This is a genomic window from Kitasatospora sp. NPDC088351 (genome assembly GCF_040685575.1).
GTDB lineage: Bacteria > Actinomycetota > Actinomycetes > Streptomycetales > Streptomycetaceae > Kitasatospora.
This window is the reverse complement of the sequence record NZ_JBFBIL010000019.1, coordinates 50426-62882: the sequence shown is the minus strand read 5'-3', so window position 1 is coordinate 62882 and position 12457 is coordinate 50426. Positions and strand designations below refer to the sequence as shown.

At 74.5% G+C, this 12457-nt stretch carries 8 protein-coding genes; 7 read left to right on the top strand and 1 reads right to left on the bottom strand.

Annotated elements, in window-relative coordinates:
- The first annotated feature begins 445 nt into the window (after positions 1 to 445).
- From AB0P06_RS16480 to AB0P06_RS16465, 4 genes are all read left to right on the top strand, one after another.
- Entirely contained in the window at positions 446 to 3148 is a 2703-nt protein-coding gene (locus AB0P06_RS16480) for an MXAN_6230/SCO0854 family RING domain-containing protein (protein ID WP_363607967.1), read from the top strand.
- A gap of 76 nt (positions 3149 to 3224) precedes the next feature.
- Positions 3225 to 4664, top strand: coding sequence for a glutamine synthetase family protein (locus AB0P06_RS16475; RefSeq protein WP_363607966.1), 1440 nt, complete (start codon positions 3225 to 3227; stop codon positions 4662 to 4664).
- A gap of 3 nt (positions 4665 to 4667) precedes the next feature.
- Entirely contained in the window at positions 4668 to 5786 is a 1119-nt protein-coding gene (locus AB0P06_RS16470; RefSeq protein ID WP_363607965.1) for an amidohydrolase family protein, read from the top strand.
- 263 nt (positions 5787 to 6049) lie between these two features.
- Entirely contained in the window at positions 6050 to 7537 is a 1488-nt protein-coding gene (locus tag AB0P06_RS16465; protein ID WP_363607964.1) for a S8 family serine peptidase, read from the top strand.
- A gap of 134 nt (positions 7538 to 7671) precedes the next feature.
- Here the strand turns inward: AB0P06_RS16465 and AB0P06_RS16460 are convergent, their stop codons facing one another.
- Positions 7672 to 8565, bottom strand: a complete 894-nt coding sequence (locus AB0P06_RS16460) for a HipA family kinase (RefSeq protein WP_363607963.1) — start codon at positions 8563 to 8565, stop codon at positions 7672 to 7674.
- A gap of 204 nt (positions 8566 to 8769) precedes the next feature.
- On the opposite strand from AB0P06_RS16460, the gene AB0P06_RS16455 reads away from it, so the two are divergent.
- The 3 genes from AB0P06_RS16455 (at position 8770) to AB0P06_RS16445 (ending at position 12453) form a co-directional block, all read left to right on the top strand.
- Positions 8770 to 9210, top strand: coding sequence for an SRPBCC family protein (locus AB0P06_RS16455; protein WP_363607962.1), 441 nt, complete (start codon positions 8770 to 8772; stop codon positions 9208 to 9210).
- A 230-nt stretch (positions 9211 to 9440) separates the two neighbouring features.
- Entirely contained in the window at positions 9441 to 10595 is a 1155-nt protein-coding gene (locus tag AB0P06_RS16450; RefSeq protein ID WP_363607961.1) for a glycosyltransferase, read from the top strand.
- Between the two features lie 334 nt (positions 10596 to 10929).
- Positions 10930 to 12453 (top strand): exopolysaccharide biosynthesis polyprenyl glycosylphosphotransferase, encoded by a 1524-nt coding sequence (locus tag AB0P06_RS16445; protein WP_363607960.1) that lies wholly within the window; start codon positions 10930 to 10932, stop codon positions 12451 to 12453.
- Positions 12454 to 12457: the final 4 nt, after the last annotated feature.

Sequence of the window (12457 nt, the reverse complement as noted above, 5' to 3'; positions counted from 1 at the left end):
ACGGTTGCGGCCCACCGGCGCAGCCGCCGGTCCGCTCCGGCCGTGCCGCGGGTGTGCCGTGGTACTCAGGCGCTCAAAGGTGAAGGAAGCGGCGCTGATACGAGGAGGAAACCCGGCCCGCCGCCCATCGCGGCACGGACCGGTGAAAGACGCACCGCCCGCCGCCGCCCGTACCGCACGATCCCGCGCGCCGGCCGACGACCCCGCCGGTGCGGCTCCCGAAGCCCGGTGGTGGTGCGTGCGGACACTGTAGCGAAGCTACTCGCCAGTAGGAAGGGGGTGGGGGGACCGAACCGGAAATCCGTTCGGCGTCGGGCGGGGGCTTCGCTAGGGTGGCGGTGCGGGGGCGGCTCCGCGGCGTGCTTCCTTCTCCTCTCATCTCTTACAATGAACCCGAGTGCGCCCACTCTCCGCCCCCGCTTCGTCATATCCCCGGGGGACACCAGTGAAGAAGCAGAGCACCGCCACGCCCGACACCGGTCTGGACGCCTACCTGCTGCGCCGGCACGGGGCGGTCGTGGTCGCCGCCGGGGCGGCCCCGGGAGAGCCGGACCCCTCCAACGCGTCGGGGCTGATCGCCCTGGAGGCCGACCTCGCGCAGCGCGGCTTCCTGCTGACCGGGCCGCTGCGCGCCGCGCTCGGACGGCTCCGCCCGGCCGCCCTGGCCGACGCCGGAGCGGAACTGCTGCGCCGGATCGACGCCCTGCTCGGCGCCGACCGCAAGCACCAGCCGCTGTTCCGCCGCTTCCCGGAGACGGTCCCGGCCCACGCGCACGCCACCTACTCCGCGCACATCCGCGCCTTCCTGCTCAACCAGCCGAACCAGCCCTGCTCCTGGTGCGACCGCACCGGCGCCGAGGCCGGCATCGGCGCCCTCGCGCCCTGTGCCCACCTGCTCTGCGACGACTGCTACCAGGACGCCGAGGCCCTCTGGCCGCGCGGGGCGCGATGCCTGCTCTGCAGCACCCCGGTCGACGGGGAACGCCACCTCCCGCTGGACGCCAAGGCCGTCCGCAACGCAGCCCGCGAGCACCCCCGCGACAGCCTGCTGCGCCCGCTGCGCCTCGCCGAGGGCGCCGACCCGGCCGCCGTGGCCGCCGCCGAACTGGCCCGGCTGCTCGGGCGCCGCACCCCGCTCGACCCGCAGGACCGCGAAGACCTCGCCCTGCTGCTCGACCACGCCCCCGCCGATCCGGCCGACTGGCTGCCCGTCGACATCCCCGTCCGGGAGAGCCGCGCGAGCGTCCTGGCCGCCCTGCTCCACCGCGACCAGGCCACCGCCCGCCCACTGCTCGCCGACCGCCTCACCATCGCCACCGACGTACTGCGGCTGATCTGGGCCTGGTCCGGCGCCGAGCCCGACCTGCTGCCCGCCACCGCCAAGGGCCTGCGGCTGCGCAACCTGCCCCGCCCGCTCCGCCGCGAACTGCTCGCCGCCCTCGACGCGTTGCCGCTCGGCACCCTGGCCGAGGACCTCGGCCGCCACCGGTCCGCCTGGCTGCGGGCCGGCGAACTGCTGCACCCCTACGAGCACCGGGCCCGCTTCCCGTACGCCGCCGCCGCGTTCGCCGTGCTCCGGCAGAGCGACCTCGACCTGCACGGCCTCGGCGCCGAACTGCGCGACGCGCCCGCGCCGCTGCGGGTCGCCGAGACCCCGGGCGGCCACACCAGGCTGGCCGTCACCACCTTCGCGGGCCGGGTCGAACAGGCCCTCGCCGTCGGTGACGTGCCCGCCGCCGTCCGGCTGCTGACCGCCCGCCCGGGCGAGCTGGTCCGCCGACTGCACCACCTGCTGCGGGTGCACGCCACCTGGAGCCCGGCCGAACCGCTGCCCGCCGCGCTCGCCGGGGCGCTTCCGGGCGCGCTGCGCAAGGTCGCGCCCGGCCCGCTGCTCGGCGCGTACGGTCGGCTGCGCGCCGCGCGTGAACTCGGCGAGCGCCGGCTGTACTTCCCGCGCGGCCGGGTCTCGCTGGCCCACGCCCGCGACGACTGGGGCACCGTCGTCCCGGCCGCCCTCAGCGCACCGGTCTGCGCCCTGATCGAGGCCGAACTGCTGCGCCGGGCGGGTGCGCACGAGCGCCTCGACCTCGCGGTGCTGGACGAGGGCCTGGCCGACCTGGTCGTCCCGTTCGCCGAACGGGCCAGCGCCAAAACGCTGGTGGCGCTGCCGCGCGGCAGCGTGCAACGGCTCCCGGACGGCCGGCGGGTGCGGCTCTTCCTGCACTGGATGCAGACCCCGCGCCAACGCGTCGACCTGGATCTGTCGGTCGCCCTCTACGACGACCAGTGGCGGTTCGTCGGCCTCTGCGACTACACCCACCTGGTGCACGGCCCGCGCGCGGCGGTGCACTCGGGCGACCTCACCTCGGCCCCGCCGCCGCACGGCGCCACCGAGTTCGTCGACCTCGACCTGCTCGTGCTGGCCGCGGCCGGGGCGCGCTACGCGGTGACGATCGTCTTCAGCTACAACGACATCCCCTTCGAGGACCTCACCGACGCCTTCGCCGGTTTCCTGGACCTTGACGCCACCGAGACCGCGAAGTACCGCCGGAGCAGCTTCCGGCCGAAGGACGTCCGCCAGCGCCTCGACCTGGCCGGCGACGCCAGGGTCTGTGTCCCGATGATCGTCGACCTGACCCAGCGCGAGTACGTCTGGACGGACCTCAACACCAGTGCCTCGGGCGGCTTCCACAACGTCTGGCGGCACCGGGACCGGATCGGCGTGCTCGCCGCCGACGTGCTGGCGCACTTCGCCGGGGGCTCCCGCGCCACGCTCTGGGACCTCGCCTGCGCCACCGCCGCCGCCCGTACCGACGAGGTCCTGGTCCGCGGCCGCACCGGCACCGCGCTGAGCGCCTACCGCCGGGCCGGGGGCGAGCCGGTGGCGGCCTTCGCCGAGCGGCTGCGCGCCCGGCACGAGCCCGACGACCGGACCGACGGGCCGGCCGACGACACCGTCCGGCTGCTCGCCGAACGGCTCACCGGCGCCCGGGCGTTCACCGCGCTGGTGCACGCCGATGTGCCCGTCCCCGCGGGCCTCACCGGCGCCGCCTACCGGCTGTACCCGGGCCCGTCGGACGCCGCGCCCGACACCGTGGAGCGGCTCACCGCAGGGGACTTGGTGGCCCTGTTCAACCCGGACGAGTGAACGGGCGGACAGGCGTCCACTCCAATCACCCGATAGAGGAATTCCCCGGGGTCAACGGGCCCGGCAGCATGGGGGCATGAGCACCGGAACCGTTGCCGCGGGCCCCGCCGAGCCGCCCGCCACCGGCCTCGGCGGCCACCTCGGCGCCGTCGCCCTGCCGCCGCGCGCCGAGCGCGGCGAGCGGGCGGAGGCGGCCGCCGAGCGGCTGCGCGTGGCCGGGGTGGACGCGGTGGCCGTCACCTGGGTGGACAACGCGGGCATCACCCGGGTGAAGGCCGTCCCGCTCGGTGGGCTGGTGCACGCCGCGCAGTGGGGCGTCGGCACCGCGCCCTGCTTCGACGTCTTCCTGGCCGACGACACGATCACCACCAGCCGGATCATCGGCGGCCCGACGGGTGATCTGCGGCTCTACCCGGCCCTCGACCGGATCGTCCCGCTGGCCGCCCAGCCCGGCTGGGCCTGGGCGCCGGGGGAGAGGTACACCCAGACGGGGGACCCGCACCCCGGGTGCCAGCGGCTGTTCGCCCGCCGGATGGAGGCCGCCGCGGCCGCGCGCGGCCTGAGTCTCAAGGCCGGCATCGAGGTCGAGTGGGTGGTCGCCCGCGCCGGAGCGCCCCAGGAGGGCCTGCGCTACCCGACGGACGGCCCGGCCTACGGCATGCACCGCCTGACCGACCTCTCCGACTACCTCGGGGACGTGCTGCGCGCCCTCGGCGAGCAGGGCCTGACGGTGCTGCAGATCCACCCCGAGTACTCCCCGGGCCAGTTCGAGGTGTCGGTCGCCCCCGAGGGCCCGGTCGGCGCGGCCGACGCCTCCGTGCTGGTCCGGCACACCGTGCGGGCCGTCTCCGCCCGGCACGGCCTGCGGGTCTCCTTCGCTCCCGTGGTCGAGCCCGGCGCGGTCGGCAACGGCGGCCACCTCCACCTCAGCCTCTGGCGCGACGGGCGGAACCTCGGCCGGGGCGGCGCCGGACCGCACGGGCTGACGGTGGAGGCCGAGGGCTTCCTCGCCGGGGTGCTCGGCGCGCTGCCCGAGCTGCTGGTGCTCGGCTCCTCCAGCCCCGCCGGCTATCTGCGGCTGGTGCCCTCGCACTGGGCCGGCGCCTACCAGTGCTGGGGTCTGGAGAACCGCGAGGCCGCCCTGCGGCTGATCACCGGCTCCTCCGGCGAGCGGGCCACCGCGGCCAACGCCGAGGTCAAGTGCTTCGACGCCACCGCCAATCCGTACCTGGCGGTCGGCGCGGTGCTCGCCACCGGCCTCGCAGGGCTGGACCAACGGCTCGCGCTGCCACCGGAGTTCACCGGTGATCCGGCCGAGGCCGCTCCCGGCACGGTGCCCCGGCTGCCCGCGAGCCCGGCCGAGGCGATCGCGGCGTACGAGAAGTCGGCGGTGCTCCGCGAGGCGCTCGGTGAGCCGCTGTACGAGGCGGTGCTGGCCGTCCGCCGGGCCGAGAGCGAGCAGTACGCCGCGGCCACCCCCGAGCAGCTGGCCGCGGCCACCCGCTGGCGGTACTGACCGGTGGACTCGCTGGATGTCCCGGCGCTGCTCGACCACCACTGCCACAGCGTGGTGGTGGCCGATCTGGCCGACGACGCCCTGGCCGGGCTGCTCACCGAGTCCGACCGGCCGCCCGCCCCCGGCACCTCGCCGTTCGACAGCGCACTCGGCCTGGCGGTCCGGCGCTGGTGCCCGCCCGCGCTCGGGCTGCCCTGCCACGCCCCGGCCGCCGACTACCTGGCCCGGCGGCGCGAGCTCGGCGCTCCCGAGGCCACCCGGCGGCTGCTCGCGGCCGCCGCGCTGGACACCTGCCTGGTGGACGCCGGGCTGACCACGGCGGCCGGCCACCAGCTGCTCCCGCTCAGCGAGTTCGCCGAGGCGGCCGGCGCCCGGGTGCGCGAGGTGGTGCGGCTGGAGTCGGTGGCCCAGGCGGTCTCGGCGACGGCGCAGGCCTGGCCGCTCGCGGTACGGGAGGCGCTGGCGGCGGCCGCCGCCGGTGCGGTGGCGGTCAAGTCGGTGCTCGCCTACCGGTACGGTCTCGCGGTGCCCGCCGAGCGGCCCGCCCCGGCGGCGGTGGTCGCCGCCGCGGGGGAGTGGCTGCGGGCGGGGCGCGGCCGGCTGACCGATCCGGTGCTGCTGCACCACCTGCTCTGGACGGCCCTGGAGGTCTGCGCGGACCTCGGTCTGCCGCTCCAACTGCACACCGGCTTCGGCGATCCGGACCTCACCCTGCACCGGGCCGACCCGTCCCTGCTGACCGACTTCGTCCGGGCCGCCGAGCCGAGCGGCGTCCCGCTGGTGCTGCTGCACGGCTATCCGTACCACCGGCAGGCGGCCTGGCTGGCCCAGGCGTTCCCCCGGGTCTACACCGATCTCGGGCTGACGGCCTCCTACGTCGGGCCGCGCGCGGCGGCGGTGCTCGGCGAGATGCTGGAGCTGGCACCGTTCGGCAAACTGTTGTTCTCCACCGACGCCTACGGGCTGCCGGAGCTGTACCTGGTCGGCGCGGCCCAGTTCCGGCACGGCCTGGGTGCCCTGCTGGCCGGCTGGCGGGCCGACGGCGCCTGCTCGGCGGCGGACGCGCAGGGCCTCGCCCGGCAGGTCGCCGCGGACAACGCCCGTTGCCTGTACGGCCTTTGAGTCGGTCGGCGGTTCCCGAGCAGCCGTCCGTCCGGGGCTGACTCCCCCCTCTCGACACGCCCGGGCTCATGTGATTGACAGTCCGATGGTCTGAACCTTTCGTCGCGGCCGTCAACAGCGGAGTCTTAACTTCCGCAGATGGCCGACTTGTGACGATTAGATGTCTACCTCTTGCGGATTGCAACGCTTGTTCACTAGCGTCCCGATCATTCCAGTGCACCTGCCAACCGCAGCTGCATGACGACTCGGGAGGGCCAACCCCTATGAGTGTTCCTCGGATCAGCCGGACCCGGTACGCCGCGGTGGGCCTCGTTCTCGCCACCGCCGGCGCCCTCGCGCTGCCGGCAGGCACCGCCGTCGCGGCCGCCGGGGCCGAGCCGACGACCGGGCCTCTGCTCAGCTACGTCGTCAACACCAAGGCCAACCACGGCCAGGTGCAGAAGGTCGAGAAGGCCGTCAGCGCGCTCGGCGGCACGGTGGTCTACTCGTACGAGCAGATCGGCGTGGTGATCGCCCGCTCGAACGACACCCAGTTCGCCGCCAAGCTGCGGCAGGCGAAGGGCGTCGAGTCGGTCGGTGCCAGCCGTACCAAGGGCATCACCGCCGCCGACTCGCAGAAGGCCGAGGTGGCCGCCGAGCCGACCGCCGCGCCCGCCCCCGGCCAGGAGCCCCTTGAGGCCAACCAGTGGGACATGCGCCAGATCGGTGCGGACAAGGCGCACAAGATATCCCTCGGCAGCCGCAACGTCACCGTCGGCGTGCTGGACTCCGGCATCGACGCGCTGCACGAGGACCTGGCACCCAACGTGGACGCCTCGCAGTCGGTCTCCTGCATCGACGGCGGCAAGCCGAACACCGACTGGAACGCCTGGCAGCCGACCAGCAGCGACCACGGCACCCACGTGGCCGGCACCATCGCCGCCGCCAAGAACGGCAAGGGCGTCGTCGGTGTGGCCCCGAACGTCAAGCTGGCCGCGGTCAAGGTCGTCGACGAGGGCGGCTTCATCTACCCGGAGTACGCCATCTGCGGCTTCGTCTGGGCCGGTGAGCACAAGTTCAAGGTCACCAACAACAGCTACTACGTCGACCCGTGGATGTTCAACTGCCAGAACGACGCGGACCAGGCGGCGATCACCACCGCCGTCCGCCGCGCGGTCGAGTTCTCGCAGCGCAAGGGCGTCCTGAACGTGGCCGCCGCGGGCAACGAGAACATCGACCTGGCGCACAAGACCACCGACGTCAGCAGCCCGGACGACACCACCCCCGGCACCCGTCCGATCACCAAGGACTGCCTCAACCTGCCGACCGAGCTGGACGGCGTCATCGCCGTCTCCTCGGTGGGCGTCAAGGGCGACAAGTCCTACTACTCCAGCTACGGCAAGCACAAGGTGACCGTGGCCGCCCCGGGCGGTGACCGGCTCTACCAGATCCCGGACACCCCGGACAAGAACGGCCGCATCCTCTCCACCATCCCCGGTGGCAAGTACGGCTACATGCAGGGCACCTCGATGGCCTCCCCGCACACCGCCGGCGTGGTCGCGCTGCTCGCCAGCACCCACCCGTGGGCGAACCCGGAGGAGCTCACCGAGCTGCTGACCAACCAGGCCGAGTCGCACGCCTGCCCGTCGGCCCCGTTCAACCCGGGTGGCACCGGCGTCTACGCCGCCACCTGTGAGGGCGGCGCGAACGACAACGGCTTCTACGGCGCGGGCATCATCAACGCCGAGAAGGCGGTCCAGTGGTGGCGGTGACGCCCTGAGGCGCTCACGTGCCGACCGGCTCGCACGCTGACCGGCCGACCGGCCGTCCGCCGGACCGGCTGAACCAACAGTGAGGTGGGGAGCGGGACCCAGGTCCCGTTCCCCACCTTCTTGCTACCCCCGGGTCATTCGACGTGCTGGTTCCAGGCCGTCTCGACGGACGGCTTTCCGTGCAGGTCGGGGACCTCCTGGAGCCAGGCGGGCCGGCCGGCCCTGGCCCGGGCGGTCCGCCGGAGGTCGGCCTCGCGCAGCTGCTCGGGCGTGGCGAAGCCGTCCGGCAGCCACGCGGAGGAGAGCGCCGCGCGCGCGGCCAGATGCGCGACGTACGCCTGGCGCAGCGCGTCCACCGAGTCGAAGCCCGGCTCGTCCGCCAGCCACTCGTCGGGGACGACCGCCAGCACCTCCGTCAGCAGCCCGGCGGTGACCAGCGGGCCGAGCTGTTCGTCGGCCAGCCGGACGTCCGGGGAGTAACCGCCGAGGGCGTGGGAGCTGAGGTCGTACCGCTTGCCGACGGCGGCCTCGGCGGTGGACCAGCGGTGGTGGAAGATCAGCGCGGCGCCGTTGTCGATCAGCCAGAGCCGCCGGTGCCAGACCATCAGATTGGGGTTGTGCACGGTGCGGTCGACATTGCCGGTGAGGGCGTCCAGCCAGACCACCCGGCCGGCCTCGGCCGGGTCCACCGGGATCATGCCGGGCCTGAAGTCGCGGGCGCCGGGCAGCAGGTCCATCCCGAGGTTCAGACCGCCGCTGGCTCTGAGGATGTCCTGGACCTCGGTGTCGGGTTCGCTCTCGGCGACCGCGGGGTCGAAGTCGACCAGCCGCAGCTCGGGCACCCGCAGACCGAGCCGCCGGGCGAGCTCCCCGACGATCACCTCGGCCACCAGCGCCTTGCGGCCCTGCGCGGCGCCGGTGAACTTGACCACATAGGTACCCAGGTCGTCGGTCTCCACGACGCCGGGCACCGAGCCGCCGGCCCGCAGCGGGTCGACGTAGCGCGTTGCTGTCACCTGATCGAGCACACCGGCCACCATAGCCGGTGGCCCGGCCCGGCGGACCGCCTTACCCCCGGTGGTACCGGCCCGCCGGCCCCGCCCCACCGGTGGCCCGGCCCGGCAGAGCGGACCGGGGGCTCACGACCGCCCTGAGCCCCGGGCGGTCGTACGGCGCCCGCTGTGGTTGGCTTGCCGGTGAAACCGGACGTACCAGACGAGGAGAACACGGTCATGGGACAGGTGCTGGCCACCACCGAGCGGGTCTACGACGCGGCCCCGGAGCGGGTGTACGAGGCGCTGGCCGACTACCAGGTGACCCGCCCCAAGCTGCTGCCCGGGCAGTACAGCGAGTACGAGGTGCGGGCGGGCGGCACCGGCGCGGGCACCCAGGTGCACTGGAGGCTTCAGGCCACCGAGAAGCGGGTGCGGGACTGCCTGTTCACCGTGTCGGCGCCGAAGCCCGACCAGCTGGTGGAGAAGGACGCCAACTCCAGCATGGTGATCACCTGGACGGTCTCGGCGGCCGGCGAGGGCCGGTCGAAGGTCACCGTCTCGGCCACCTGGCAGGGCGCGAGCGGTATCGGCGGTTTCTTCGAGCGGACCTTCGCTCCGAAGGGTCTGAACCGGATCCACGACCAGGTACTGGCGAACCTCGCCGCCGAGGTCCGCTGAATCATCGGCGTCCGCCGAATCCGCGGGGTCTGTCCGATCCGCGGAGCCGGCGGCGCCACCCGGCTCCGCCGGATCCGTGGAGTCCGGCCCCTGGCGGGTGAATTCGTAAGGGAATTCGGCGATTTCGACCACCCGTGCGAGCCTCGAGCCGTACGGGTGGACGGCCGCCCCCTGGGAGTGGCGAGGGCCCTCCGGCGCGGTGGAGCGACCCTAGGCTCGCCGCCGTGCATATGACGATCCTTCACATTTCCCAGCCCGTCGACGGTGGAGTGGCCCGCGTGGTCACCGATCTGGTCCGGGGTCAGCGCGAGGCCGGCCACCGGGTGCTGGTGGCCTGTCCGCGAGGCGGCCGGCTGGCCGGGGAGGCCGCCGCCGCCGGCGCGCTGGTCCAGGACTGGCCGGCCCGCCGCTCGCCAGGACCGGCCACCGCCGCCGAGGCCTGGAGACTGCGCCGGATCGTCCGGGCGGCCGCGCCCGACATGGTCCATCTGCACAGTTCCAAGGCCGGGCTCGCGGGCCGGCTGGCCATTCGCGGCACGGTGCCGACCGTCTTCCAGCCGCACGCCTGGTCGTTCGCGGCCGTGGACGGGGCGCTGGCCGCCGCCACCCTGCGCTGGGAGCGGTACGCGACCCGCTGGGCGCACCGGCTGCTCTGCGTCAGCGTCCAGGAGCGGGCCGACGGGGCGGCGGCGGGCCTGCACGCCGACTGGGCGGTGGTGCCCAACGGGGTGGACGTCCGCCACTACGCGCCCGCCGAGCGCCGGGCCGCCCGGATCGCGCTCGGGCTGGAGCTGGACGCTCCGCTGGCCGTCTGCGTGGGGCGGCTCTGCCGGCAGAAGGGCCAGGACGTGCTGCTCGCCGCCTGGCCCGAGGTGCTGCGCCGGGTGCCGCGGGCCCGCCTGGCGCTGGTCGGCGGCGGGCCGGACGAGACCCGGCTGGCCGACGCCGTCCGGGAGTCCGCCGGGCCGTCCCGGGTCCGGCTGGCCGGGGACGTGCCGGACCCGCGGCCGTGGCTGGCGGCGGCCGATCTGGTGGTGCTGCCGTCCCGCTGGGAGGGGATGGCGCTGGCCCCGCTGGAGGCGATGGCGGCCGGCCGCCCGGTGCTGCTGACCGATGTGCCGGGGGCCCGTGAATGCCTGCCGCCGGCCGAGCGGGAGCAAGCGGTGGTGCCGCCCGAGGAAGTGACCCCGCTCGCCACCCGAATGGCCGAAGCATTGTCCGATCCGATCGAGTGCGAACGCCGCGGCGCGCGGTTGCGCGAGCACGCCGTCGCCCGTCATGACGTGCGCTCGGTGGTCGAACAGGTGGATGCGCTCTATCGGGACCTGCTGGGTGCCGGTCCGGCGGCGGGGCGCCGCCGCCCCCGTGTCCCAGAGCGGATCTGATCGTTTCACATGCCGTGAATGCCCCGCCGTTCAGGCGCTGTCGTATTCGCACCCTCAGCCGGATAAGGGCGAGGCGTCAAGTCAGAAATACCTATTAATGGGCGGCTGGAATGAAACGGCAAGGTAACTTCCGGCATTCAAGCCGAAGTTCGGTATTGTCGGATTTCGCCTGCTTCATTTCGATTTCACATCGGAAATTCGTGAGGGAACCGAAAGCCGCCAGCGGCAGCAGGTGTTGTCAGGACCGCGCCCACCGGGCCGGGACGGCCGCCCCGGGCCAACCGGTGCCGGGACGCCGTCACCCCGGGCACACAGCAGGGGAGTTCGTGCGCTGATGACCATTGACCACGACAGCGTGCCGCGGGCCGGCCGGTCCCTGGCCGGCCCGCGCCGCCCCGCCATCGGGCTGCTCGACCGCCCGCCCCGGTCAACCCACACCCGCAGCGCACCCCCGGCCCGCCGCCACCGCAGGCCGATCCGCTCCCGCCTCGCCCTGCCCGCCGCACTGGCCACCGTCGACGCGCTCGCCCTGTGCACCGCCACCGGCACCGCCAACCACGTCCTCGACCCGGCCGTCCGGGTCGAGCCACTGCTCGGCGTCGCCGCCCTGCTGCCACTGCTGCTCACGCTCAACCTGGCCGGCGGCCTCTACCGCCTCCGGCTCACCCTCTCCGTCCTCGACGAACTCCCCGCGCTGACCGTCCGGGCCGTGGTCGCCACCGCCTTCTCCGTCACCCTGGCCGGGTGCCTCGACGGCCGCTGGCCCGACTGCGGCCCCGCCACCCCCGCCCGGCTGACCGTCCTGCTCGGCACCCAGCTGCTGCTCGCGGTCTGCTGCCGCGCCCTGCTCTACCACCTGGTCCGCCGGATCCGCCGCAGCCGCCCCAGCCCCGTCCTGGTGCTCGGCGCCGGCCGGCTCGGCCGCCGGGTCGCCGCCGCCCTCAGCGAGCGCCTGGAGTACGGGATGCGCCCGGTCGGCTTCCTCGACCCCGACCCGCCGGTGCTGGCCGGCGGCACCGACCTGCCCGTGCTCGGCGGCCGCGAGGTGCTGGAGCGCGAGGTCCGCCGCCACCGCGTGCACCACGTGGTCGCCACCGCCGGCGCCGCCGACGAGGCCGAGACCGCCGCCGCCCTGCGCGACGCCGCCCGGCTCGGCTGCCAGGTCTGGCTGGTGCCCGCGCTGCGCGAGTACGGCGCGCTGGAGACCGGCCGGCCGGCCGGCGGCGACCACCTCTGGGGCTTCCCCTGCCTGCGGGTCGGCCGCCCGGCGATGCGCCGCCCCGGCTGGGCCGCCAAGCGCGCCCTGGACGTCGTCGCCGCCGCCCTCGGCCTGCTCCTCCTCGCCCCCGTCCTCACCCTGTGCGCGCTCGCGGTCCGCTTCGACACCGGCTCCGGCGTGCTCTTCCGCCAGCAGCGCACCGGGCTCGACGGCCGGGTCTTCACCGTCCTCAAGTTCCGCACCCTGCGCCCCAGCAACGAACACGAGTCGGCCACCCGCTGGAACATCTCCCAGGACCACCGGATGGGCGCCGTCGGCAAGGTGATGCGGCGCAGCTCCCTGGACGAGCTGCCGCAGCTGTGGAACGTCCTGCGCGGCGACATGAGCCTGGTCGGCCCGCGCCCCGAACGCCCCTACTTCGTCATGCGGTTCGGCCAGGTCCACCCCGAGTACGCGGACCGCCACCGCGTCCCGGTCGGCCTGACCGGCCTCGCCCAGGTCAACGGTCTGCGCGGGGACACCTCCATCGAGGACCGGGTCCGCTTCGACAACCGCTACATCGAGAGCTGGAGCCTCTGGCAGGACGTCAAGATCCTCTGCCGCACGGCCGCCCTCATGCTCCACCCGGACGGGAGCTGACCAC

Excerpts from the sequence above, each read along its gene's own strand:
- AB0P06_RS16450 (WP_363607961.1), top strand. The coding sequence starts at position 9,441 with ATGACGATCCTTCACATTTCCCAGCCCGTCGACGGTGGAGTGGCCCGC.
- AB0P06_RS16465 (WP_363607964.1), top strand. The coding sequence starts at position 6,050 with ATGAGTGTTCCTCGGATCAGCCGGACCCGGTACGCCGCGGTGGGCCTC.
- AB0P06_RS16475 (WP_363607966.1), top strand. The coding sequence starts at position 3,225 with ATGAGCACCGGAACCGTTGCCGCGGGCCCCGCCGAGCCGCCCGCCACC.
- AB0P06_RS16455 (WP_363607962.1), top strand. The coding sequence starts at position 8,770 with ATGGGACAGGTGCTGGCCACCACCGAGCGGGTCTACGACGCGGCCCCG.
- AB0P06_RS16445 (WP_363607960.1), top strand. The coding sequence starts at position 10,930 with ATGACCATTGACCACGACAGCGTGCCGCGGGCCGGCCGGTCCCTGGCC.